This is a genomic window from Aldersonia kunmingensis (genome assembly GCF_001646865.1).
In the GTDB taxonomy this organism is placed as follows: Bacteria; Actinomycetota; Actinomycetes; order Mycobacteriales; family Mycobacteriaceae; genus Aldersonia; species Aldersonia kunmingensis.
In genome coordinates this window covers 1-23,915 of sequence record NZ_LRRB01000198.1, presented here as the reverse complement: position 1 = coordinate 23,915, position 23,915 = coordinate 1, and the positions used below count along the sequence as shown (strand labels likewise).

The 23,915-nt window shown below is 66.9% G+C and carries 18 protein-coding genes, 1 tRNA gene and 1 pseudogene; 11 read left to right on the top strand and 9 right to left on the bottom strand.

Going from position 1 to position 23,915, the window contains the following annotated elements; all coding sequences use genetic code 11:
* Positions 1–50: 50 nt before the first annotated feature.
* From A8G08_RS15450 to A8G08_RS15430, 5 genes are all read left to right on the top strand, one after another.
* Positions 51–1,643 carry a flavin-containing monooxygenase gene (locus tag A8G08_RS15450; protein ID WP_084436330.1) on the top strand — a complete coding sequence of 531 codons (1,593 nt, stop codon included), beginning with the start codon at positions 51–53 and terminating at the stop codon, positions 1,641–1,643.
* Positions 1,644–1,672: 29 nt separating this feature from the next.
* Positions 1,673–2,542, top strand: a complete 870-nt coding sequence (locus A8G08_RS15445) for an SDR family NAD(P)-dependent oxidoreductase (RefSeq protein WP_068275806.1) — start codon at positions 1,673–1,675, stop codon at positions 2,540–2,542.
* 9 nt (positions 2,543–2,551) lie between these two features.
* Positions 2,552–3,640, top strand: a complete 1,089-nt coding sequence (locus tag A8G08_RS15440; RefSeq protein ID WP_068275713.1) for a ferredoxin--NADP reductase — start codon at positions 2,552–2,554, stop codon at positions 3,638–3,640.
* A 192-nt stretch (positions 3,641–3,832) separates the two neighbouring features.
* Positions 3,833–4,111: a hypothetical protein gene (locus A8G08_RS15435; protein WP_068275710.1), complete on the top strand. Its 279-nt coding sequence runs from the start codon at positions 3,833–3,835 to the stop codon at positions 4,109–4,111.
* Between the two features lies 1 nt (position 4,112).
* Positions 4,113–4,349, top strand: a complete 237-nt coding sequence (locus A8G08_RS15430) for a hypothetical protein (protein WP_068275708.1) — start codon at positions 4,113–4,115, stop codon at positions 4,347–4,349.
* Between the two features lie 250 nt (positions 4,350–4,599).
* Here the strand turns inward: A8G08_RS15430 and A8G08_RS15425 are convergent.
* Positions 4,600–4,681 (bottom strand) — tRNA-Leu (locus A8G08_RS15425).
* A gap of 441 nt (positions 4,682–5,122) precedes the next feature.
* On the opposite strand from A8G08_RS15425, the pseudogene A8G08_RS15420 reads away from it, so the two are divergent.
* Positions 5,123–14,447: pseudogene (locus tag A8G08_RS15420) on the top strand (fatty acid synthase subunit beta domain-containing protein).
* Positions 14,444–14,875, top strand: coding sequence for a holo-ACP synthase AcpS (gene acpS, locus A8G08_RS15415; RefSeq protein WP_068275804.1), 432 nt, complete (start codon positions 14,444–14,446; stop codon positions 14,873–14,875). Before A8G08_RS15420 ends, acpS begins: the two are co-directional and overlap by 4 nt.
* Positions 14,876–15,003: 128 nt before the next feature.
* On the opposite strand, the gene A8G08_RS15410 is transcribed toward acpS, so the two are convergent.
* From A8G08_RS15410 to A8G08_RS15400, 3 genes are all read right to left on the bottom strand, one after another.
* Entirely contained in the window at positions 15,004–15,615 is a 612-nt protein-coding gene (locus tag A8G08_RS15410; RefSeq protein WP_245672847.1) for a TetR/AcrR family transcriptional regulator, read from the bottom strand.
* A gap of 173 nt (positions 15,616–15,788) precedes the next feature.
* Positions 15,789–16,556: an ABC transporter permease gene (locus A8G08_RS15405; protein ID WP_068275706.1), complete on the bottom strand. Its 768-nt coding sequence runs from the start codon at positions 16,554–16,556 to the stop codon at positions 15,789–15,791.
* On the bottom strand, positions 16,553–17,530 hold the full coding sequence (locus tag A8G08_RS15400; RefSeq protein ID WP_068275703.1) for an ATP-binding cassette domain-containing protein: 978 nt from the start codon (positions 17,528–17,530) through the stop codon (positions 16,553–16,555). Before A8G08_RS15400 ends, A8G08_RS15405 begins: the two co-directional genes overlap by 4 nt.
* Positions 17,531–17,691: 161 nt before the next feature.
* Between A8G08_RS15400 and A8G08_RS15395 the strand changes: the two genes are divergently transcribed.
* Together A8G08_RS15395 and A8G08_RS15390 are read left to right on the top strand one after the other, a co-directional pair.
* A complete protein-coding gene (locus A8G08_RS15395) occupies positions 17,692–18,372 on the top strand; it encodes a TetR/AcrR family transcriptional regulator (protein WP_157108600.1) in 681 nt (226 codons plus the stop codon).
* Positions 18,373–18,495: 123 nt separating this feature from the next.
* On the top strand, positions 18,496–19,713 hold the full coding sequence (locus A8G08_RS15390) for a serine/threonine-protein kinase (RefSeq protein WP_068275699.1): 1,218 nt from the start codon (positions 18,496–18,498) through the stop codon (positions 19,711–19,713).
* A 173-nt stretch (positions 19,714–19,886) separates the two neighbouring features.
* Here the strand turns inward: A8G08_RS15390 and A8G08_RS15385 are convergent, their stop codons facing one another.
* The 5 genes from A8G08_RS15385 to bcp form a co-directional block, all read right to left on the bottom strand.
* Positions 19,887–20,072: a hypothetical protein gene (locus A8G08_RS15385; RefSeq protein WP_068275696.1), complete on the bottom strand. Its 186-nt coding sequence runs from the start codon at positions 20,070–20,072 to the stop codon at positions 19,887–19,889.
* Positions 20,073–20,174: 102 nt separating this feature from the next.
* Positions 20,175–20,852, bottom strand: coding sequence for a DUF998 domain-containing protein (locus A8G08_RS15380; RefSeq protein ID WP_068275694.1), 678 nt, complete (start codon positions 20,850–20,852; stop codon positions 20,175–20,177).
* 122 nt (positions 20,853–20,974) lie between these two features.
* Positions 20,975–21,457 carry a hypothetical protein gene (locus tag A8G08_RS15375; protein ID WP_068275691.1) on the bottom strand — a complete coding sequence of 161 codons (483 nt, stop codon included), beginning with the start codon at positions 21,455–21,457 and terminating at the stop codon, positions 20,975–20,977.
* Positions 21,458–21,545: 88 nt separating this feature from the next.
* The gene (locus tag A8G08_RS15370; protein WP_068275689.1) at positions 21,546–22,676 is read right to left on the bottom strand and encodes a DNA glycosylase AlkZ-like family protein; all 1,131 of its coding nucleotides are present in this window, start codon (positions 22,674–22,676) and stop codon (positions 21,546–21,548) included.
* Positions 22,677–22,776: 100 nt separating this feature from the next.
* Positions 22,777–23,247 carry a thioredoxin-dependent thiol peroxidase gene (gene bcp / locus A8G08_RS15365; RefSeq protein ID WP_068275688.1) on the bottom strand — a complete coding sequence of 157 codons (471 nt, stop codon included), beginning with the start codon at positions 23,245–23,247 and terminating at the stop codon, positions 22,777–22,779.
* 109 nt (positions 23,248–23,356) lie between these two features.
* Between bcp and A8G08_RS15360 the strand changes: the two genes are divergently transcribed.
* Positions 23,357–23,581 (top strand): DUF3618 domain-containing protein, encoded by a 225-nt coding sequence (locus A8G08_RS15360; protein WP_068275686.1) that lies wholly within the window; start codon positions 23,357–23,359, stop codon positions 23,579–23,581.
* 9 nt (positions 23,582–23,590) lie between these two features.
* Positions 23,591–23,915, top strand: a 325-nt coding sequence (locus A8G08_RS15355) for a lactate/malate family dehydrogenase (protein ID WP_425394564.1), incomplete at its 3' end; no start/stop codon positions are given.

Genomic DNA, 23,915 nt, shown 5'->3' with positions numbered 1-23,915 from the left:
GAACAATTTGCCGGTGGGGGAAGGCAACACAGGGAGGCGACGTGACGAGTATTTCTGTGCCCCAACGCCAATCCAGGCCTCGAAAAGCCAATCCAGCGCGCCCGCCGAAACCGATCGAGGCCCGAGTCATCGTCATCGGAACCGGATTCTCGGGTCTCGGCATGGGAATTGAGCTGAAGAAGCAGGGGATCGAGGACTTCCTGATTCTGGAAAAGGGGACTGGGGTCGGTGGCACCTGGCGTGACAACACCTATCCCGGCTGTGCGTGCGATGTCCCCAGCCATCTCTACTCATTCTCGTTCGAACCCAAGTCGAGCTGGTCGAACCTGTTCTCCTACCAGCCGGAGATCCTGTCCTATCTCGAGCAGGTGGCGCAGAAGTACCGGCTCGCCGAGCACATCAAGTTCGGTACCACCTTCACTGGCGCGCGTTGGAATGATGCCGAATGCCGCTGGCACGTCGCGACGGCTGACGGGCGTGAATTCATCGGGCAGTTCCTGGTTTCCGGTATCGGGGCCCTGCACGTGCCGAATATTCCGGAACTTCCTGGGATCGAAACCTTCACCGGCCCGACGTTTCATTCGGCACGGTGGGACCACCTGGTCGACCTCACCGGAATGAATGTCGCAGTGATCGGAACCGGTGCCAGCGCAGTCCAATTCGTACCGGAGATCATCGACAAAGTGGCGGCACTGCAGGTGTACCAGCGCACACCACCATGGGTGCTGCCCCGCAGCAATGTCGAGTTTTCCGCCCGCGCCAAGCGCGCGCTCGCCCTAGTTCCAGGCCTGCGGCGACTGCTCCGCAACGGTCTGTACTGGTCGGCCGAGGCCGGCGCGTACGCGATGACTCGTCGGCCGGACATGTTGCGCATTGTCGAGCGAATCGCGCGCCGGCACCTAGAGCGGGAGATCACCGACCCGGAACTGCGCCGCAAGCTGACGCCGACATATCGGGCCGGGTGCAAGCGACTACTCGGGTCGGATACGTACTACGCGGCGTTGAACAAGCCCAAGACCGAGGTCGTCACAGCCGCTATCCAGGCAGTAACCGCAAATGGCATCGTCACTTCGGATGGCGTTGAACGCCCGGTCGACGCCATCATCTACGGCACCGGATTCCATATTTTCGATGTCTTCACCCGGCTGGATTTCCATGGCCGCTACGGAGTTGACATCGCCGATCGCTGGCGCAACGAGGGTGTCCAGGCCTACCTCGGGACTGCCATCGCGGACGCTCCGAACGCGTTCTTTCTGCTTGGGCCGAACACCGGACTTGGGCACACCTCTGTGGTCTTCATGATCGAGGCGCAGATTCGCTATGTGTCCCAGGCAATTCGGCTCGCCGAGCGTGAGGGCGCGCAGGCCATTGTGCCGCGGCGCAGCGCACAGGCCGCATTCAATCGCGAGCTCCAACGCAAGCTGCGGCGGTCGGTGTGGAACACCGGCGGGTGTGCCAGTTGGTACCTCGATGCACACGGCGAGAACCGCACGCTGTGGTCGGGTTTCACCTGGGAGTATTGGGCGCGCGCGCGGAAGATCGATGCCAGTGACTTCGAATTCCTCACCGTGCCACGTCCGCCGATCCGCCGGACCGCACAATCCGCCCCCGCAACGCGAGACCTTGTTTCCGACCAACTCTGACCGGCTTTCGATACCGAACGGGGATGCACATGAAGGATTTCAAGAACAAGGTCGCCGTGATCAGTGGCGCCGGCTCGGGAATCGGCCGGGCACTGGCACTCGCCCTGGCGCGGCGCGGCGCGAAGCTTGCGCTGTCGGATATCGACGCCCCGTCCGTTGCCGACACCGCGGGGCGCTGCGAGAAGATCGGCGCGACAGCGATTCCGTACGAACTCGATGTCGCCGATCGCACCGCGGTGTACGCACACGCCTCGGATGTCCGCAACGCATTCGGCGGGGCGAACCTTGTCGTCAACAATGCCGGCGTCGCGTTGAGCGCCAATGTCGAGGACATGGAATGGGACGACTTCGAATGGCTCATGAACATCAACTTCTGGGGTGTCGCGAACGGCACGAAGGCTTTCCTGCCCGACCTCATCGAGTCCGGTGACGGCCACATCGTCAACATCTCCTCGGTGTTCGGTCTCATCGGGGTGCCGTCCCAAAGTGCCTACAACGCTGCGAAGTTCGCGGTCCGCGGATTCACCGAGGCGTTGCGTCAGGAAATGATCATCAGCCGCCATCCGGTTGGAGTGACCTGCGTCCACCCGGGCGGCATCAAGACCAATATCGTCGCGCACAGCAGGGGTATGGAAATGACCGACGAGGCGCGCGCCGAGGCCGTTCGGCAGTTCGATCGCATCGCCATCACCACCCCCGACGGTGCCGCCAAGGCGATCATTCGAGGTATCGAGCGCAATCGGGCCCGGGTCCTGATCGGCCCGGATGCGCGGGTCTTCGATCTCGTCCCACGCATTCTCGGCCCAAGCTACGAGGACATCGTGGGCAGGATCGGGCGGAGCCCCAGGATCGCGTCGAGGATCGCGGAGGCGCAGCGCAGCGCAGAGATCGAACGCTAGTAGTGCGCCATGGCTGACAACAACGACCGCGGACACGACACCCCGAATAGTGTTGTTGAGACGAGTAATTCGCACGTCCATGCGTTGCAGGTCGTCGAAGTGATCAAGGAGACTGCCGACGCGGTGTCCCTTGTCCTCGAGGTGCCACCGGCGTCGTTCTCGAAGTTCCGGTACCACCCCGGACAGTTCCTCACCGTGAAGGTCCCCAGCGAACGGACCGGTTCCGTCGCGCGGTGTTACTCGCTGTCCAGCTCGCCGCACCTCGACGACGACCTGGTCGTCACGGTGAAACGCACTTCGGACGGGTATGCCTCGAACTGGTTGTGCGACAACGCAGAAGTCGGGATGTCGCTCACCGTATTGACGCCGTCCGGGGTCTTCTACCCGAAGTCGCTCGACTCCGATCTCCTTCTCGTCGCCGCAGGCAGCGGGATAACGCCGATGATGTCGATAGCCAAGTCGGCACTCATCGGCGGCACAGGCTCCGTCTACCTCTTCTACGCCAACCGCGACGCGGATACGGTGATCTTCGGCGCAGAGTTGGACGAGATCGAAGCTGAGTTTCCCGACCGAATCAACGTCGAGCATTGGCTCGAGTCCGAGCGCGGTTTGCCGACGGTCGATGCCATGATCGACGACTTCGGCGCGTATGCGAACTTCGACACTTTCGTCTGTGGACCAACAGCTTTCATGGAAACTGCCCGCGAGGCACTGACCGCAATCGGTGTCAGCAATGCCCGATTGCACGTCGAGGTGTACCGATCACTGGCCGGTGATCCGTTCGCCGAGATCGTGCTGCCGGCGACCTACGACGCCGATGCGCCGGCGACCGTCACGGTCGAACTCAACGGCGAAACAACCGAGCTGTCTTGGCCGCGCAACGCCAAACTGCTCGATCTGTTGCTCACCCGCGGGTACGACGCGCCGTACTCCTGCCGGGAAGGTGCGTGCAGCGCCTGCGCCTGCACTGTGCGCGCCGGTGAGGTGAAAATGCTCCGCAATGACACCTTGGTTGACGCCGACCTGCGAATGGGTCTGACGTTGGCGTGCCAGTCGGTACCGGTCACTGACTCCGTCGAGATCGTTTTCGACCAGTAGCGCGCGCGGGCCTCGACGCGCACTTTTTGGCCCTTGCGCGCACGTCTGGGCGTGCGTGGTCGCGCGAAAAGGTGCGCCACAAACGAACCCGGCAACGATGAGCGCGTCGCTAGGATGATCGAGCACAGCTCCACGGACTATCACCTAGTCGAGATGATCGATGACCTCAAGCCGGCCGGTTAAGGGGCTGACGTGTCGAAAACATGGTGGAAGAACTTTCTGAGGGTCGACAACGTCCTACCGCGGCGCGCGTACTGGGCGAACTGGGTCGTGGTCGTCTTAGCGATCCTGACCTTTGTCCTTGGCGGTTACTCGACTCTTTCGGCGGTACTGAGCGGACTCGTGATCGTGTTGGGGATCACCGTGATCGCCGGTCACCACTACGCCACGGCGAAACTGCGTAGGGAGTCGGGCCAGGCCCCACCGGCGGCGTCGGAGAGTCCCGACGAGTCCGCCGAGCAAAGCGGCTGAGGTGTCGAAGGAGTCCTGGAAGATCTTCCTGGGGTTCGATCGCGTCTTACCGCGCCGCAGCTACTGGTTGTACTGGGCGCTCGTCGTCATATTCGCCCTCAGCATGATCGTCGGCGATTGGTCTTGGTGGACTGCCCTGTGGGCCGTCGGGATGGCGGGTGCGATCTCCTCGATCATCGGCCACCACTTCGCCAAGGCGCGGCTGGGCAAGGACTTGCCCGAGGGCCGCGCAGAGTAAGCCGGTCGCCGATCGGCTCATTAGCCATTTGTTGGCGCGGCAACGATCCAGACTGAGCGCGCACCGTTTCGCATGACCGCGCATGCCTGGGCGTGCGCGGTGGTGCGAAAAGGTGCGCGGCGGGACCGAGCCAGAGCGTGAGCGCCCACTTTTCGCCGCATTGCGCGGGAACCCGCTCGATCGCCCGAAGAATGGGCGCCGGCGTTCAGTCTGTCGGGTGGCCTAACCCTTGTGACCCGATTCGAATCTGTGCGCGAGGGGGGACTTGAACCCCCACGTCCTAGGACACCAGAACCTAAATCTGGCGCGTCTGCCAATTCCGCCACTCGCGCGTGGGCTCAGCCTACGACACCTCGGGTGCTCGGCTTCGCCCAGGATCCGACGTCGCGGACGGCCTTCCAAAGGTCGGTCGACGCACAGCCGCGTCGCACTAATGCGTCTACCCACGAGTAACCCGACCTGGCACTATAACGACTTGGTAACGATCAACGTGAGGCTTTCCTCATATTCTATGACGTCCACGTATGCACTCCAGCCAGCAGGAAAGGCGCTGGGAGCGCCGGTTCCGGAGCCCCTTTCTGGTACGTCCGCACCGGAAATCGGCCCTCCCAGAGGTCGTTCGCAGAGGAAACGTGAGGCTTTCCTCATGATTCTGTGCCACCCTGGGATCACTCGACGAGGAGAGCCCGAAGCCACACCGTGCCCAAGTGCGCGACGCCCGCAAACGGCGTCGCTTTTTGCGTACTTGGGCGCTCATGAGAGGACAAACACCCGTGACCATCCATGAAAGCGCAGCCTCCGGCCGCGGACGCGACGCTTACTCGGCCACAGGCTCGCGCGCGAACGGATCATCCGCACTCGACCGCACTCCGCTGCTCGATCGTTTCCTTGCAGGTGAGCCGTACGCGCTCGCCTTCGGTGGACAGGGCGCGTCCTGGCTCGGCGCCCTCGAAGAGATCAGTCGTGACAGCGCTCTCGAGCCGGAGCTCACCGCACTCGTCAATGAGGCCACCGCGATTCTCTCGCCGCTGGCCGGCAAGCTGCTCGTCGTCCGCCCGGTCGGCTTCGACCCGATCGCCTGGATGCTCGAAGAAGACATCGTCGACGAGGAGAGCGGCGAAACCAGCGCTGCGCCGTCGGAGGCGACCCTGCGCTCCGCCGCGGTCTCGCTGCCCGGCGTTTTCCTCACCCAGCTCGCCGCGCTGCGCGCGCTCAAGCTGCAGGGCCTCGATCCCGCGGTGAACGCGCCGGTCTCGGTGATCGGACACTCTCAGGGCCTCATCGGAGTCGCGGCCGTCGCGCGTGGTGGCAACGCCGACGCCGAACTCCTCGCAGTTGCTCAGCTGATCGGCGCGGCCGCCTCTCTCGTCGGCCGTCGTCGCGGCCTGATTGCCGTTGGTGACCGGGCGCCGATGGTTGCCGTTTCCAACGCCGACCGCGCGCAGCTCGAGGCGGCCATCGCGGCCGTCGCAGCGAACACCGATTCCTCGATCGCGCCGTACCTCTCGATCCGCAACGGTCGTCGTCGTTTCGTCATCTCCGGCGCCCCCGCCTCGATCGACCGCGTCAAGGAGTACTGCGAGCAGATCACTGCTGAGCAGACCCACGACCGCGATGCCAAGAAGCGCGGCGGCGCGGTGTTCTCACCGGTCTTCGAGCCGCTCGCCGTCGAAATCGGCTTCCATCACCCGGCTCTCGGCGAGACCATTGATCTCGTCGCCGACTGGGCAGGCCTGTGCGGCCTCGACGCTGAGCTCGCCCGCGAGCTCGCGGCCGGCGTGCTCGTCGATCCCGTCGACTGGGTCGACGCCGTCGAGGACTCGGTTGCGGCCGGTGCGAACTGGCTGCTCGACCTCGGCCCCGGCGACCTGCTGACCCGGATGAGCTCCTCGACGCTGCGGGGCACCGGCTCGGGCATCATCGCCGCCGCTACCCGTGACGGACAGCGTCACCTGCTGACCCCGGGCGCGACCCCGGAGATCGCCGCAGCCTGGTCCAGCTTCGCCCCGAAGCCGGTCACGCTGCCCGACGGCCGCGTCGTCGTCGAGACCTCCTTCACGCGCCTCACCGGCCGTTCGCCGATCCTCCTCGCGGGTATGACCCCGACCACGGTCGACGCCAAGATCGTTGCCGCCGCCGCGAATGCCGGCCACTGGGCCGAGCTCGCCGGTGGAGGTCAGGTCACCGAGCAGATCTTCGCCGACCGCGTTGCCGAGCTGCGCACGCTGCTCGAGCCGGGCCGCGAGGTGCAGTTCAACTCGCTGTTCCTCGATCCCTACCTGTGGAAGCTGCAGCTGGGCGGTAAGCGCCTCGTGCAGCGTGCCCGCTCCGCGGGTGCACCGTTCGACGGTGTCATCGTCACCGCCGGCATCCCCGAGCTCGAAGAGGCCGTCGCGCTGATCGAGGAGCTCAACGAGGTCGGCATCAGTCACGTCGCCTTCAAGCCGGGCACCGTCGCGCAGATCCGGTCCGTCATCCGGATCGCGAACGAGGTGCCGGATTACCCGGTGATCATGCACATCGAGGGCGGTCGCGCCGGTGGTCACCACTCGTGGGAAGACCTCGACGACCTCCTGCTCGATACCTACGGCGAGCTGCGCAACCGCTCGAACATCGTGATCTGCGTCGGCGGCGGCATCGGTACCCCCGAGCGCGCGTCCGAGTACCTGACCGGCGAGTGGTCGACCCAGTACGGCTTCCCGAAGATGCCGCTCGACGGCATCCTCGTCGGCACTGCGGCGATGGCCACCCTCGAGGCGACCACCGCTCCCGAGGTCAAGCAGCTGCTCGTCGACACCCCCGGCACCCCCGACTGGGTCGGCGCCGGAACCGCGGTTGGCGGCATGGCTTCCGGCCGCAGCCAGCTCGGTGCCGACATCCACGAGATCGACAACGCCGCGTCCCGCACCGGCCGTCTGCTCGACGAGGTCGCCGGTGACGCCGACGCCGTCGCCGAGCGTCGCGACGAGATCATCGCCGCGCTCAACGGCACCGCGAAGCCGTACTTCGGCGATGTCTCGACGATGACCTACGGCCAGTGGCTCGACCGCTACATCGAGCTGGCCATCGGCCCGGACGCGCTCGCCGAGTTCGACACCGGTTCAGATGTGGGTGCCGCGATCTCCGACGCCACCCGTTCGCTGTGGCTCGATATCACCTGGAGCGACCGGTTCGCCGAGATGCTGCAGCGTGCCGAGGCTCGCCTGCACCCGGCCGACCGCGGCCCGATCGCGACGCTGTTCGAGGACAAGTCGCTCATCGAGCGGCCCGTCGAGGCGATCGCCGCCCTGCGTGCCGCCTACCCCGACGCCGACACCGCGGTGCTGCACCCGGCCGACGTCCCGTTCTTCGTCGGGCTCTGCAAGACGCCCGGCAAGCCGGTGAACTTCGTGCCCGTCGTCGACGGCGACGTCCGTCGCTGGTGGCGTTCCGACTCGCTGTGGCAGGCGCACGATCCGCGCTACTCGGCGGATCAGGTCTGCGTCATCCCCGGCACCGTCGCGGTCGCCGGTATCACCAAGCTGAACGAGCCGGTCGGCGAGCTGCTCGACCGCTTCGAGAAGGCCGCCGCCGACGCGCTCGTCGCGGGCGGTGACAGCCCGGTCGCCATCGTCAGCCGCCGCCAGGCAGGTCTCGCGGCGGGACCGGTCGACATCGTGCTCGGCGCGCCCGACGTCACCTGGGCCGGTCGAATCACCAAGAACCCGGCCAGCCGCCTCGGCGACACCGCCGAGTGGATTGTGGACGGCCGCAACGCGGTTCACCCCGCCTCCGGCGCGACGCTCTCCGAGATCGACGCCGAGCATGTTGAGCTCGTCGTTCCACTCCTCGCCGACAACGTCGTGCGCATCCGCATCACCGTGCCGGCCTCGACCCACACCGGCGGTGCGCCGGTCGTGACCGCCGAGGACGCCGAGGCTTCGATGTCGGCGCTGCTCGCCGTCGCCGCCGGGCAGGAACTGCCCGAGGTCAAGAACGGTGCTGCCTGGGTCAACCTGGCCTGGACCCCGGACCTGGTCGCCGACCACGCCGGCGTCACGGCCGCGGGTATGCCCGAATCCCTCAGTGCGGTCGGCAATTCCGTGCCCGATGTGCTCGTCGGCGCCTGCTGGCCGGCCGTGTTCGCGGCTCTTGGCGCGACCAAGACCGCCGATGCACTGAGCGTCATCGAGGGCATGCTCGACCTGGTCCACCTCGATCACCAGGTGAACCTCGAGCGCACGCTGCCCAGCGAGACCAGCATCCTGACCGTCAAGGCAGAGTCGACGTCGGTTCTCGACACCGACCTCGGTCGCGTCGTCGAGGTGCACGTGACCATCGGCGTGATGCGCGATCAGGGCCTGGAGTCCTTGCCGCTGGCAACGCTGGTCGAGCGGTTCGCGATCCGCGGCCGCACCGGTGCCGGTGAGCTCACCGACCCGCCGCGCGCCAGCGGTGCCGCGGAGTCCGCGGTGGACACCTCGCGTCGTCGCCGTCGTGACGTCACCATCACCGCGCCGACCAACATGGGTGCGTTCGCCCAGGTTTCCGGCGACCACAACCCGATCCACACCTCGAACGGCGCAGCGTTGCTCGCCGGCCTGGGCACCCCGATCGTGCACGGCATGTGGCTCTCGGCCGCGGCCCAGCATGCGGTTTCCGCGATCGACCCCGAGTCGAACATCGCGGCCCGCAAGCTGACCGCGTGGACCGCGCGCTTCCTCGGCATGGTCCGCCCGGGCGCCAAGATCGACGTCCAGGTCAACCGGGTCGCGATCGATGCCGGCGCCGAGATCGTCGAGGTCGCCTGCCGCGTCGGTGGTGACCTGGTGATGGTCGCGACCGGCCGCACCGCGCCGCCGAAGACCGTCTACGCCTTCCCCGGTCAGGGCATCCAGGCCAAGGGCATGGGCCTCGACGCCCGGACCCGCTCGAAGGCCGCCAAGGAGATTTGGGACCGCGCCGACAAGCACACCCGCAATGCCCTCGGCTTCTCGATCCTCGCTGTGGTGCGTGACAACCCGACCTACCTCAAGGCCCGGGGTGTCGAGCACAAGCACCCGGATGGCGTGCTGCACCTGACGCAGTTCACCCAGGTCGCGATGGCCGTGCTCGGCGCGGCTCAGGTGGAGGAGCTGCGTGAGTCCGGCGCCTTCATCGAGGACGCGATCCTGGCCGGCCACTCCGTCGGTGAGTACAACGCGCTCTGCGCGGTAGCCCAGGTGCTGCCGCTCGAGGCGGTGCTCGAGGTCGTGTTCCAGCGCGGTACTGCCATGCACGAGCTGGTGCCGCGCGATGCCGACGGCCGCTCGAACTACCGCATGGCCGCCATCCGGCCGTCGCAGTTCGGGCTGAACGATGAGGACGTCGAGTCCTTCGTCGCCTCGATCGGTGAGCAGAACGGTGAATTCCTGCAGGTCGTCAACCTGAACCTGCGCGGCTCGCAGTACGCGATCGCCGGCACGGTCGCCGGACTCGAGGCGCTCGAGACCGAAATCGACCGCCGTGTCGCCGAATTCGGCGGTAAGCGCGCGTACATCCTGGTGCCCGGCATCGACGTGCCTTTCCACTCCTCGGTGCTGCGCGATGGTGTCCCCGACTTCCGGCACAAGCTGCAGGACCTGCTGCCTGCCGACCTGCACCCGGAAATCCTGACCGGCCGCTACATCCCGAACCTGGTGCCGAAGCCGTTCTCGCTCGAGCGCGACTTCATCGCCGAGATCGCGGAACTGGTGCCGTCGGACCCGTTGGCCGAGGTGCTGGCCGACTTCGACAGCTGGGCCGCACGTCCGGGCGAGCTGTGCCGCGTCGTGCTCATCGAGCTGCTGGCATGGCAGTTCGCCAGCCCGGTGCGCTGGATCGAGACCCAGGACCTGCTGTTCACCGACGAGCTGCACGGCGGCCTCGGCGTTGAGCGGTTCGTGGAGATCGGCCTGGCCGCGACCCCGACGGTTGCGAACCTGGCGTCCAACACGCTGAAGCTTCCCGGCCGCATCGGTGGCCCGGTGGAGGTTGCCAACATCGAGCGCGAGCGTGCGGTCGTGTTCGCCACCGACGTCGACCCGGAGCCGGTCGAGGAAGAGGTCACTCCGGAGCCTGCCGCCCCCGCGGCCGAGGCTGCGCCCGCCGCTCCGGCTGCACCGGCCCCCGCGCCGGCCGCACCGTCCGGTGGACCGCGTCCGGACGACATCGCCTTCAGCGCTTCGGATGCCACCAAGGTGCTGATCGCGCTGTGGACCAAGCTGCGACTCGACCAGATCGGTCCCGTGGACACCATCGAGGCGCTGTGCGACGGCGTTTCCTCGCGGCGTAACCAGCTGCTCGTCGACCTCGGCTCCGAGCTCTCGCTCGGCGCGATCGACGGTGCGGCGGACGCCGACATGGTGGCGCTGGCCGGCACGGTCGACAAGCTCGCCCGTACCTACAAGCCGTTCGGCTCGGTGCTCTCCGACTCGATGGGTGACCACCTGCGCAAGGTGCTCGGCCCGTCCGGCAAGCGCCCGGCGGCGCTGACCGACCGCGTCAAGAAGGTCTGGGAGCTCGGCGACGGCTGGGCCAGCCACGTCATGGCCGAGGTTGCCCTCGGCACCCGCGATGGGGCCAGCGTCCGCGGCGGTGACCTCGGCGGTCTGGTGGCCGGCGCGCTCACCGACGGCGCGTCCGTCGATGCCGCTGTCGATGCCGCAGTCGCTGCGGTGGCGGGTCGCCGCGGTATCGCGGTTTCCCTGCCGTCGGCGGGTGGCGGTGCCGGTGGTGGCACCGTTGACGCGGCCGCACTCGGCGAGTTCACCGAGCACATCACCGGCAAGGACGGCGTGCTCGCCTCCGCCGCGCGACTCGTGCTCGAGCAGCTCGGCCTCGACGAGAAGGTCTCGGCGCCCGAGGCGTCGACCGACACCGAGCTCGTGGAACTGGTTTCGGCCGAACTCGGTTCGGACTGGCCGCGACTTGTTGCCCCGGCGTTCGATGCCCGCAGGGCAGTACTGATCGACGACCGTTGGGCCACTGCGCGTGAGGATCTCGCGCGGCTGTGGATCGCGGAGGACGGCGCGGAGTCGGTGGCCGTCGATAGCTTCATCGGCGCCGGAGCCGCGGTTGCCACGCAGGCTGCGTGGTGGCGCGCCAAGGCCCGCACCGCGGGTCGGTCCGTGCTGGCCGCTACCTACGAGCAGATCGAGCAGGCTGCCAACCAGGCCACCGCGAAGGGCGTCTGGGCAGACGAGATCGCAGTCGTCACCGGCGCGAGCAAGGGCTCGATCGCGGCGTCGATCACCGGCCAGCTGCTGGGCGGCGGCGCCACTGTCGTGGTGACCACCTCGCGCCTGGACTCCGAGCGACTCGGCTTCTACCGCAAGCTGTTCAGCGATTCCGCGCAGAACGGCGCCGCCCTGTGGGTGGTCCCGGCGAACATGGCGTCCTACACCGACGTCGACGCACTGATCGAGTGGATCGGCAACGAGCAGGTCGACTCGGCCGGTGGCGCCAAGACGGTCGTCAAGGGCGCGATGACGCCGACCCTGCTGTTCCCGTTCGCGGCTCCGCGAGTGGCCGGCGATCTGTCCGACGCGGGTGCCCGCGCCGAGATGGGAAATGCGCGTGCTGCTGTGGTCGGTCGAGCGACTGATCGGCGGCCTGTCGAGCATCGGTCGCGACCACGATGTCGATGCGCGTCTGCACGTCGTGCTGCCCGGTTCCCCGAACCGCGGCATGTTCGGTGGCGACGGTGCCTACGGCGAGTCGAAGGCCGCACTGGATGCACTGGTTGCGCGCTGGAGCGCCGAGCGCTCGTGGGCCGATGGCGTCACGCTGGCACACGCGCTGATCGGCTGGGTGCGCGGCACCGGGCTGATGGGTCACAACGATCCGCTGGTCGATGCGGTCGAGGCTGCCGGTGTCACCACCTGGTCCACCCAGGACATGGCGACCGAGCTGCTGAAGCTGTCAACGGCCGAGGCTCGCGAGCAGGCTGCCACCAAGCCGGTCGAGGCCGATCTCACCGGCGGGCTCGCCACTGCGGATCTCGACCTGCCGGCACTGGCCAAGCAGGCGCAGGCTGCGGCCGAGGACGACACCGATGAGGCCGAGGACGAGGCGGAAACCGATACCGCGGGAACGATTCTCGCGCTGCCGGCGCCGCCGACTCAGGTCGCGGCTGTGGCCGAGCTCGCTTGGGCGGAACTCGACGTCGATCCGGCGGACCTCGTGGTCATCGTCGGCGCGGGCGAGCTCGGCCCGTACGGCTCGGCCCGTACCCGCTTCGAGATGGAGGTCGACGAGGAGCTCTCGGCGGCCGGCGTGCTGGAGCTCGCGTGGAGCACCGGCCTGGTCACGTGGGAGAACGATCCCAAGCCGGGTTGGTACGACGCCGAATCCGGTGACCTGGTCCCCGAGGCGGAAGTCGCCGACATGTACCACGACGCGGTCGTCGAGCGCTGCGGTATCCGCCGCTACGCGGATGACGGAGCGATGGTGGACAACACGGCGCCACTCATGACGTCGGTGTTCCTCGACGACGACCTCACCTTCGTGGTGACCAGCGAGGCCGAGGCACGCGCGTTCGCGTCGTCCGACCCGGAGCACACGATCATCAACGCGGTCGCCGATTCCGGCGACTGGCAGGTGACTCGCAAGGCGGGCACCGAGATTCGCGTGCCGCGCAAGATGAAGCTGACCCGCTACGTGGGCGGCCAGATCCCGACCGGCTTCGACCCGACCCGCTGGGGCATCTCCGCGGACATGGCGAGCTCGGTGGACCGGGTCGCGCTGTGGAACATCGTCTGCACCGTGGACGCGTTCATCAGCTCGGGCTTCACGCCGTCGGAACTGATGCGCTGGACGCACCCGAGCCAGGTGGCGAACACGCAGGGCACCGGCATGGGCGGCATGGCCTCGATGCGGTCGCTCTACATCGACACCCTGCTCGGCGAGGCGCGGGCGAACGACATCCTGCAGGAGGCGTTGCCCAACGTCGTTGCGGCGCACGTCGTTCAGTCCTACGTCGGCAGCTACGGCGCGATGGTGCACCCGGTCGCGGCGTGCGCCACGGCGGCGGTGTCGGTCGAGGAAGGCGTCGACAAGATCAAGCTCGGCAAGGCCGACCTGGTGGTCGCCGGCGGCTTCGACGATCTGTCCAACGAGGGCATCATCGGCTTCGGCGATATGTCGGCAACGGCGGACTCGGCGGCCATGAGCGGCAAGGGAATCGACGACCGTCGCTTCTCCCGCGCCAACGACCGTCGACGCGGCGGCTTTGTCGAGTCGATGGGCGGCGGCACGATCCTGCTCGCCCGCGGTGACCTCGCACAGCAGATGGGCCTGCCGGTCCTCGGTGTGGTGGCCTACGCGCAGTCCTACGGCGACGGCGTGCACACCTCCATCCCGGCACCCGGTCTGGGCGCGCTCGGCGCGGGTCGCGGTGGAACGAAGTCGCGGCTGGCGAAGGCGCTCGCCGAACTCGGTGTGAGTGCCGACGGTGTCGCGGTCATCTCGAAGCACGACACGTCCACCGCTGCAAACGATCCGAACGAGGCCGAGCTGCACACGCGGCTTGCCAACTCGATCGGCCGCAGCGAGGGCAACCCGCTGTTCGTGGTGTCGCAGAAGAGCCTGACCGGTCACGCGAAGGGTGGCGCCGCGGCGTTCCAGCTGATCGGGCTGTGCCAGGTGCTCACCCAGGGCGTCATCCCTCCGAACCGCAGCCTGGACTGCGTCGATCCGAAGATGGAGGAGTTCCCGCATCTGGTGTGGCCGCGTGAGCCGCTCCGCTTCGGTGAGCGTCTGCCGCTGCAGGCCGGTCTGCTGACCAGCCTCGGCTTCGGGCACGTGTCCGGCCTGATCGCGGTGGTGCACCCGCAGGCGTTCGTCGCGGCCCTCGACGCGGCGGACCGAGAGGAGTACCTCGCCAAGGCGAACAAGCGACTCGCCGACGGACGTCAGCGCTTCGCGCAGGCGCTGTGTGGCGGTGCGGATCTCTACGAGCGGCCGGCGGACCGGCGCTTCGGCGAGGACGACGCTGCGCACAAGGCGATCCGCGAGCTCGAGGCGGATGTGCTCCTCAGTGAGGGCGCGCGCCTCGGTGACGACGATGTCTACACCAGCGGAAAGCCCGGATGCGCGTGAGCATCATCGGGATTGGGCTCGACTTGGTGACGGTGTCCGAGTTCGCCGAGCAGATCGAGCGCTCGGGCACCACCATGCTGCGGGAGAGCTTCACGGCAGGGGAGCGGCGCTACTGCGAAGGCAAGGGCACCGCCGACCCCGCGCGCAGCTACGCGGTGCGCTGGGCGGCGAAGGAGGCGGTGATCAAGGCTTGGGCGGGGTCCCGGTTTGCCCGGCGCCCGCAGGTTGGTGACAACCCGTACCTGCTCATCGAGGTCGTCAACGATGCGTGGGGCCGGCCGTCGATCAAGCTGCACGGCCTCGCGCAGGACTTCCTGCCGCGGGTCCGGGTCCACCTCTCGCTGACCCACGACGGGGACACCGCGGCTGCCGTGGTCGTCCTCGAAGATCCGGGTGAGTTGGCGGATCTCGTAGAACTGCCGGACTGATCGCCGGGCGCGCGTAGCAGGCGCGCCTCGCGATACCGACAAACAACTGTGCGCTCGTCGCGGCCAAGGCCGCGGCGAGCGCACAGTGTCAGGTACCGGTAGTTACGTGCTCTGCTCGCGAATTACGTTCAGCGCGTGCGGGATTCCTTCTCGGCGACCAGGAGGTAGGCGACCATCAGCCGCTTGAGTTCGGCGACCGCATCCTCATGGGACTGCTCATCCTGTACGGAGAAATTGAGCATCGAATAGACGACGTGCACCAGCACCTCGGCCATCATCTTTCGGCGCGGCCGAGGCGTGCGCGGCGTGAGCGGCCGCAGCATCTGCCCGACGACCTCGGCGAATTCCTTCTCGTGGATCGCGCCGGTCGCGCGGGTGGAAGGAGTGGACTGCATCGCCAGCCACACCTCGCGGCGCGACGGGTCCGAGGTCCACAATTCCGCCATGTGGTCGACGAAGCTGTTCATGTACCGCAACCAGTCGAGCGACGGGATTTCGCCGTTGAAATCGGCCAGTTCCTGTGAGACCGCCACCAGGTCCTGGCGATTGAGCTCGCACACGATCACGTACTTGTTGGCGAAGAACTGATAAAGCGTGCCGATCGGCACTTCCGCACGCGCCGCTACTTCTTCACAGGTGAAAGATTCGAAGCCGACCTCCACGAGCAGCTTTCGGGATGCGGCTAGTAGCGCGTCGAACTTGCGCCGGCTGCGTTCCTGCGTGGGCCGCTTGCGGGGCATCAACTCCTGCGGGTCATTTTGGATTTCGAGCGCAGGATCGGGGCGGCGTCGTTGGACGCTGGTGCTTGCTGCCGAATCCACGATCACCAGGTTAGTCGGTTCGATGCGCGAGAAACTGTGAGATTCTTCCCGCATTCCCTCGCGCGCCTAACGACTGCCTCCGAAAGTGCTGGTCACCGACTGGTCTTCTGCCGGAACAGCCATCCCGACCAGAGATATCCGAACACGGCGATTCCCACGCACCAGCCGATTGCCAGCACCGCGCTATCGCCGATTGCGGTGCCCATCAGCAATCCGCGCAGGGTCTCGATCACCGGGGTCACCGGCTGGTTCTCGGCGAACCATTGCAGCCAGGACGGCATCGACGAGGTCGGCACGAACGCGCTCGACACGTAAGGCAGGAACAGCAGAAGGAAGGTGAACCCATTCGCGGCTTCCGCGCTGCGTGCGATAAGCCCCAATGCGACCGACAGCCAGGAGATCGCGAGCACGAACAACGCCACCAGGCCGACCGCAGCCAGCCATTCGACGAAGGTCGCATTCGGGCCGAAACCGATGAGCACGGCAACGCCGATCACGATGCCGGTGGTGACCAGGTTCCGCACCAGGCTCGCGGCGACATGGCCGGTGAGGACCGCGGACCGGGCGATCGCCATCGTGCGGAACCGGTCCACGATGCCCTCGGTCATATCGACTGCCACGCTCGTCGCCGTGCTCGCCGCTCCGAAGCTGGCGCACAGCAGGATGATTCCCGGCACGACGTAGTCGATGTAATCGGTGCCGACGCTCATCGCGCCGCCGAAGACGTAGACGAACATCAGCATCAGAATCACGGGCAGGGCGACCGCGACGATCATGGTGTCCGGGGTGCGCAGCGTGTGCCGGATACCGCGCCGGAACATGGTCAACGAGTCGGCGGCCGCGTATTGGAAGGTGGTCATCGGGCCGAGGCCTCCATCTGAGTCGTGTCGGACTTCGCGCGTTCCGCGCCGGTGAGCGCGAAGAAGACGTCGTCGAGATCGGGCGTGTGGATGGCCAGATCAGCGATCGAGATGTTCCGCTCGTCCAGCTCGGCGAGCAGTGCGCGCAGGGCGCCGACGCTGCCGTCCGAGGGCACGGCAAGCGTGAGGGCGTCTGTGTCCCGGGCTGCCGACGGCACATTCCGACTCGCGGCATCCAGGCCGTCGATATCGGCGAACCGCACCTCGATATGTCCGCCGGGCACCAGTCGCTTCAGTTCCTCTGCCGTGCCCTCGGCGACGAGTCGGCCGTCGTCGAGGACGGCGATCCGGTCGGCGAGTTGATCCGCCTCCTCGAGGTACTGGGTAGTCAGGAAGATCGTCACGCCGTCGTCGACGAGTTCGCGGATCACGGCCCACATTCCGCGACGGCTGCGTGGATCCAGGCCGGTGGTCGGCTCGTCGAGGAACACGATGCGCGGTCTTCCGACCAGGCTCATGGCGAGGTCGAGCCGGCGCCGCATTCCGCCTGAGTAATCGCGGGCGCGCTTGCCTGCGGCGTCCACGAGGTCGAACCGCTCGAGCAGTTCGGCAACGCGTTTGCGTGCAGTGCGCCGGTCGAGGTGGTGCAGCGCGGCCATGAGTTCGAGGTTCTCCCGGCCGGAAAGGAGGCCGTCGACGGCGGAGTACTGGCCGGTGACGCCGATTGCGGCGCGCACGGCGTCGGGTTCACGTGCGATGTCGTGTCCGGCGACCTTTACCTCGCCGGCATCGGCGGCGAGCAGGGTGGCGAGGACCTGCACGGTGGTGGTCTTGCCGGCGCCGTTCGGGCCGAGCAGTGCGAAGACGGAACCGGCGCGAACGTCGAGATCGAGACCGTCGAGCACGGTCTGATCACCGAACCGTTTGCACAGGCCGTGGATGGAAATCGCGGGGGCGGGTCCGTGAGGTGTCATGGGTCCTCCGATCCGATAGATAACTGTGTATGTAATACGCTATGTGTACACGGTACGCAGTTTTAGGATCGACGCAAGACCCCGACAGGAGTGCGCATGGCGGAGCAACCGGCCGGCCCGGTTTCGAGCGGAATCCCGCGGGCGGTGGAGTTGGCGTGGGGATGGCCCCACCCGGCACCCGCGGCCCGCGTCGTGGCCTGACGCTGGAACAGATCGTCGATGCGGCCGTCGAGGTGGCGGACGCGGAGGGGGCGTCAGCACTGTCGATGGGCCGGGTCGCCAAGCAACTCGGCTACACGACGATGTCGCTGTATCGCTATGTCGACAGCAAAGACACGCTGATCCAGCTCGTCACCGACCGCGTAATCGGACCGGCGCCGCAGATCGATCCCGCGCTCGGCTGGCGTGACGCGCTGTTCGCTTGGGGGATGGCCGAATTCGAGTCGATCATGAAGCACCCCTGGTGGCTCGATATTCCGCTCGGCGCACCGCCCACCGGACCGAACAACATGGCGTGGCTCGAGGCCGGGCTCGCGGCGATCGCACCGAGTGGCCTACCGGAGTCGCTCAAGTTCCAGCTCGTGATGAACGTGTCGTTCTACGTCATCGGCCGCACCCGGCTGGTGCGCGAGTTCTCCGCATCCGATCCCGACGCCGATGCCGACTTCGGGCGCATCATGACCCAGGTGCTCGATCCCGCACAGTTCCCGGCGATCACGCGCGCGCTCGCGGCCCAGACCTTCGACGCCGACGATCCGGAATGGGAAGTCTCGGATTTCGCCTTCGGCTTCGAGCGGTTGCTCGACGGCTACGAGCGGTTCGTCGAGAGCTTCGACGGGTAGGCGCCGATGTCACCGAGCGTGGCAAGGTCTGCGAAGTAATGCTCGCGCGGCGCGCACCTCATGACCAGCGGTGATGTGTGCCGAGATGTGTGCCGACCGGTGACCACGACTAGCGTTGAGCGCATGTCGCGACCGGAACTGCTTGGCGGGCGCTACGAGGTGCGTGACGTATTGGGCCGTGGCGGGATGGCGGAGGTTCGCGCCGGCTGGGACACCCGCCTGGGCCGAGCGGTCGCGATCAAGCGGCTGTACCCGATGTTCTGTGCAACGTTGGAGAACCGTCGGCGCTTCGAGGCGGAAGCGCGGTCGGCGGCTGCCCTAAACCACCCGAACATCGTCGCAGTGCACGACAGCGGCGAGCACGACCAGACGCCGTACATCGTCATGGAGCGACTTCCGGGCGGGACACTCGCGGACGAGATCGCCCACGGACCGCTGCCGCAGCAGCAGGTCTGCACGATCCTGTGCGAGGTGCTCGACGCCCTCACCGCCGCGCACGATGCCGGCATATTGCACCGCGACATCAAGCCCGGCAACGTGCTATTCACCAACGGCGGGCAAGTGAAGGTCGCCGACTTCGGCATTGCGAAGACTTCCGAAACCGACCACACCTCCACCGGATTGATCTTGGGTACCTTGCCGTACCTCAGTCCCGACCGGCTCGCCGGCGAACCCGCTACCGTGAGTGACGACCTCTACGCACTCGGGGTAGTGGGTTACGAAGCCCTCACGGCTCGAAAGCCTTTCGCGCGGGAACATCCGGCGGCTACGGCGCGTGCCATCGTCGAGGATCGACCAATCGCCCTGGCAGATATCCGGCCGGACGTCGATCCCGTGCTTGCTTCGGTGATCGAGCGAGCCATGTCCCGCGATCCCGTACAGCGTTTTGGGAGCGCACGCGACATGCGCGCGGCAATGCCGTCCGCACCCGGTCCGGTGCCGATCCCAGTGTCTTCTGCGACCCGCCCGTTCACCGCCGGACCTCCCGGCATGCTGCCACTCGACACGGCCCCTCCGCGCGTCGATCTCGGTGCGCCGCCGGAAGCAGGCCGCCACGGACCCCGGATCGTCTGGCTGATCGCCGGGTTGGCTATCGCCGTAGTCATCGCGGTCGCGCTAGCGGTCGCCGCGATAGGCCAAGACGATTCGGCGCCGCCGAATACGGGCACCACCGACACCACCCTGCCCGCGGCGGTCAGCGCAGTGCCCGAACCTGCCGGGCCCGCGCTGACCGGCGTTCCCCCACCACCGCCTGGGAGTCCACCGGCAGAACAACCCAATGGCAACGGGAACGGGAAAAACAAGGAGAAGAACAAGGAGAAGGGCAACGGCGGCGGTTAGACACCTGCGCACACCTATTGCCGTGCACCCGCAAGTCCAACTCGTGCAATGTTATTCAGACCAAGAATCGAAAAGATCCTTGTCCGTAGTCGATTTCACGTCGGTGGGCGAGCCCGACCGCTCGCGGCGCAGACCTTCGACGGGTAGCCGCCGAGTCGGCTATCGTGGCACGCTCAGTCGAGAGCGTTGAAAACCTCGTAGACCATGAATGCGGGCCAGAACAAACCCTCGATCACCGCCCACACGTATTCCCAGAACCCATCGGCCTGCTGCCAGAAGTACACCCAAGCGCCGAGGATGCCCAGTCCGTAGATGGCGCCGCCGCCGGCTGCGCCTGCGCTTCTGTTGTTGTCGCTCATGTCGCCGCCTCTCGCTCATGTGGACATGTGCCGCCGACCAATGCGCGTCGCTTACTCGACGAAGAAGTTGTCGTTCTTGTGTAGCGCGGCGGCGGATACCGGTCAAGCAACTGGGCGCGCGGAGAGATCCTTGCCCTTGGCGGGCTCAACGCCGGTGGCAGGTCGCTCCGCTCGAAGCAGGTAGACGGCGAACACGATGAACCACAGCATCGTCAGGCAGATATTCAGACGCTCCCAGAGCCCGATCCATGGCGTAGGCAGGTTCTGTTCGACGTCGGACATGCCCGACGACGTCGCGAGCCCGAACGCGAGCAGGAGCGCGACGGTCACAACGGTGTACCACCGGAACCACCGTTTGCGGGATGCGGCTATGGCGAAGCCCATGGCCGCGACGAGTAGCACGGTGCCGATCGCCACCATGATCAGATGCGCGGAGTCGGCGGCGGTACTGCCGCCGGCGGCAAGCACCTCGCGCTGGTGCATGGAAGCGAATGGCCAAGCGACGGCACCGATCACCCCGTAGACGACGAGCAGTGCACCGACGACGCGCAGCCAACGGTTCCCATTGGCAGACGCCCACACGCCGAATCCGAATGCGACAACCAACACCTCGAACAGGAGACCGAGCACCAACCACAGCGGGCGCGTCGAGACATCCCATGCCGACAACTCGCTCACCGTATGGTCGATCATGCTGTAACCGTCGTAACTAATTACCCAGATCATGACGACGTACAGCACCGCTGCGAGGATGCCGCAGGCGAGCAGGACTTTACGCATCGTCCGCCACCACCTTTCGACGCGAACGGACCCGGATGAGACCGCTCATCGCAATCCCCACCGTTCCACTCCGCAGCCGCATGCAATAGGGCCGAAAGACCTGAGCCCCAAGGAAAAGGGCTTCAGCCGGCTAGAGCGGCCTCGGAGAGCCGCTCCGCGCCCCGCAACATTGCGGTACCGAGATCACCGGTCGGGAGCCGCGAGCCAACGCCCGCCAGCACGAGAGCACCGACGATGCGTCCAGCCCGAACCAGTTGCGGATCAGCGGTTTCGGGGCGGACGGGCAGGTCCAGCACCGGAACAGGCCCCGGCTGAGGCCAGTCCCGCGGCCATGGCGATGCGCTGCACCAGTCATCGACCAGTTCGTCGATGACTCCGCTGCCTGGTCGTCCTTGGATCTCGGATTCGATCGCGTGTTGTGCGAACCAATGCGTCATTTCCGCTGCCGCACGCTGAAAGCGCTCCAGGGGTGGTAGCGGATGCAAGTCCAGGCCGGGGGTTCCGCGCGAGGTCGTCCTTGCAGTCGTCACGATCTGCAGCGCCCGCGCCGAGACCTCCGCGATGAGCGGCAGCGCAGCGGACGATTCTGCGATCGAAGTTGTCACGACGCCTCCTCGGTTCCCCGACTGATGGGAGTAATTGTGGGGCGGCATGGAGCACGTGATCGCGAGTAGTGCACTACTCGAAACTGCGCTACGCCTCGATCGCGACCTTCCCGAGCTTCGCGCCGCGGTACGTCGCCAGCGCCTCTGCCTGCGCGTTTACTGCCTTGATGGCCTGCGGCGACCATGTCGCCCATCGCTCGAGAAGCAGGCCCAACGTTCCGCCCGATGACCGCGGGCGCCATGTGCCGATCACCTCGCCGCCGCGCACCACGGCGCCGGGTCGGCCGAGGGTGCGCCACAGATCCTTGGCATGTGCCGTGGTGGGCACGAGGAGTTCGCGGTCGCGCAGCTGAAGCCACGGGTCGAACGCGCCGAGCAGTCGGACGTCACCCTGGGCTGGTCCCGCCGCAGCCGCTTCGACATCCTCGGCCAGCAGATGCAGTGCGTCGCCGGTGCCATCGACAGTGACCGGCACCGTGTCCTCGGGCCAGTGCGCCTTCACCGACGCCAGCGGGGCATCGATGTAGGCAGCAACCTGTTTGGGCCCGGCCGGACCGAAGAAGCGCAGGTAACCGCGCACGACATCGAACCGCTCGTCCGCGGCGGTGCCGGGTTTGCCGAACATCGGCGCGCGCAGCTTGGGGATCCGGCGCAGGACCGGTGGCGAGGTGTCGGGTTCGAGTTCGAGCCCGGCCTGCAGTGCAGCGATCCGGAAGGGCTGCTCGAAGCTGTGCGTGGTGTTGCACGGTCGGCAGAAGCGCAGGTGTTCGGCCGGCAGGCGAGCGGTGAGCTCGGTGGACAGTGCACCCTTGACCGTCGGTCGGGCGACGATGTCCCGCTCGGCGTGCGCGACGCGGGCCAGTGCGTCGAGGAATCCAATCCCCTTGTCGCGCAGCGGTTTGGCGGCATCGAAGATCCGCTTCCCGGCGTCGCGCTCATCGAGGGGAGCGGTTGCCACCGCGACCGCCGCCGCGTCCGAGCGCCGGTAGGCATGCGGCGCGCCGCGCAGAGTCCACGCGTAGAGCAATTCATCGGGATCGGTCGCGCCGAGGCCGCGGTTGAGCAGCGACCATCGCGCACCCTCGCCGGTGTCCTGCACGCCGAGATCGAGGATCCCAATGGATTCCACGGATGCCGACTCGGCCGCTGCGTCGAGACCGTGCGCGCGCCAACGAAACCCGAGCACGTCGGCTCGGGTCACCGTCAATCCGGAGGCCATGTTCGAAGCCTAGGCCGGGGAAACGACAGCCGCCGCGCACGTTTTGCGGCCATCGCGCACACCTGGGCGTGCGCGATGCGGCGAGAAGGTGCGCGGCGAGCTAGACCTGCAGATCGCGGCGCAACTTGGCGACATGCCCGGTGGCCCGCACGTTGTACTGCGCGACCTCGATCTTGCCGTCCGCGCCGACGAGGAAGGTGGAGCGAATCACGCCGGTCACCTTCTTGCCGTACATCGTTTTCTCACCGAACGCGCCCCAAGCCTGCAGCGTGGTCTTCTCCGGGTCTGACAACAGCGGGAAAGTCAGCGCCTCGTTGTCGCGGAACTTCGCGAGCTTGGCCGGCTTGTCGGGCGAGATGCCGATGACATCGATTCCGGCACCGCCGAGTTCGGCCAGGTTGTCGCGGAAATCGCAGGCCTGCTTGGTGCAGCCCGGCGTGCTCGCCGCGGGGTAGAAGTACACGATCACCTTGCGGCCGCGGTAGTCGGCGAGCGAGACGTCGTTTCCGTCCGCGTCCGGGAGGGTGAAATCCGGGGCCGCGTCACCGGGGTTGAGCCTGTTGTCGGTCACGATTTGTCACGTTACCGAACCCTGGAACCAAGCCACCGGTTACGGCACCCCGGTACTGTCATCGGCGGAGCGCGGTAGCGCGCAGGTTCGCGATCTGTTTGGAGGACACGTGGCAAGGGACACCGAGAGCATCGAGCGGGAGATTGACGCTGCCCGCAACCAGCTCGCCAGCACGCTCGACGAGCTGAGTGTCCGGGCCAATCCAAAGAACATCGTGGCGAGCACGAAGGCGCAGGTGCTCGCGAAGCTCAGCGAGCCCAAGGTCAAGTACAGCCTTATCGGCGCAGGTGTGGCTGTCGTAGCGATCGTTTTGGTGAAGACTTTCCGAAGCTAGGGAGCCGCGGTGGCCGCAGGCACGCACGTCGCAGTAGTCGGCGCGGGCAGCGTCGGCACCACCATCGGATATGCGTGCCTGCTGCGAGGGGCCTGTAGTCGTCTCTCGATCTACGACCTCGCGGCGGCCAAGGCCGAGGCCGAGGTCCTCGATCTCCGGCACGGTCTCGAGTTCGTGCCCTCCGCACACGTCGACGGCGGCGGTGACATAGCGGTCTGCCGCGGGGCCGACATCATCGTCATCACCGCGGGCGCCAAGCAGAAGCCCGGGCAGAGCCGCCTCGATCTCGCCGCCACGAACGCCCAGATCTGCCGGACGATGATTCCGGAGCTGG

What these genes read in the sequence shown, in the direction of transcription:
- A8G08_RS15445 (WP_068275806.1), top strand. Translation starts at nt 1,673, where the DNA reads ATGAAGGATTTCAAGAACAAGGTCGCCGTGATCAGTGGCGCCGGCTCG.
- A8G08_RS15440 (WP_068275713.1), top strand. Translation starts at nt 2,552, where the DNA reads ATGGCTGACAACAACGACCGCGGACACGACACCCCGAATAGTGTTGTT.
- A8G08_RS15410 (WP_245672847.1), bottom strand. Translation starts at nt 15,615, where the DNA reads ATGCCCCGCAAGCGGCCCACGCAGGAACGCAGCCGGCGCAAGTTCGAC.
- A8G08_RS15405 (WP_068275706.1), bottom strand. Translation starts at nt 16,556, where the DNA reads ATGACCACCTTCCAATACGCGGCCGCCGACTCGTTGACCATGTTCCGG.
- A8G08_RS15400 (WP_068275703.1), bottom strand. Translation starts at nt 17,530, where the DNA reads ATGACACCTCACGGACCCGCCCCCGCGATTTCCATCCACGGCCTGTGC.
- A8G08_RS15395 (WP_157108600.1), top strand. Translation starts at nt 17,692, where the DNA reads ATGGCCCCACCCGGCACCCGCGGCCCGCGTCGTGGCCTGACGCTGGAA.
- A8G08_RS15390 (WP_068275699.1), top strand. Translation starts at nt 18,496, where the DNA reads ATGTCGCGACCGGAACTGCTTGGCGGGCGCTACGAGGTGCGTGACGTA.
- A8G08_RS15385 (WP_068275696.1), bottom strand. Translation starts at nt 20,072, where the DNA reads ATGAGCGACAACAACAGAAGCGCAGGCGCAGCCGGCGGCGGCGCCATC.
- A8G08_RS15380 (WP_068275694.1), bottom strand. Translation starts at nt 20,852, where the DNA reads ATGCGTAAAGTCCTGCTCGCCTGCGGCATCCTCGCAGCGGTGCTGTAC.
- A8G08_RS15370 (WP_068275689.1), bottom strand. Translation starts at nt 22,676, where the DNA reads ATGGCCTCCGGATTGACGGTGACCCGAGCCGACGTGCTCGGGTTTCGT.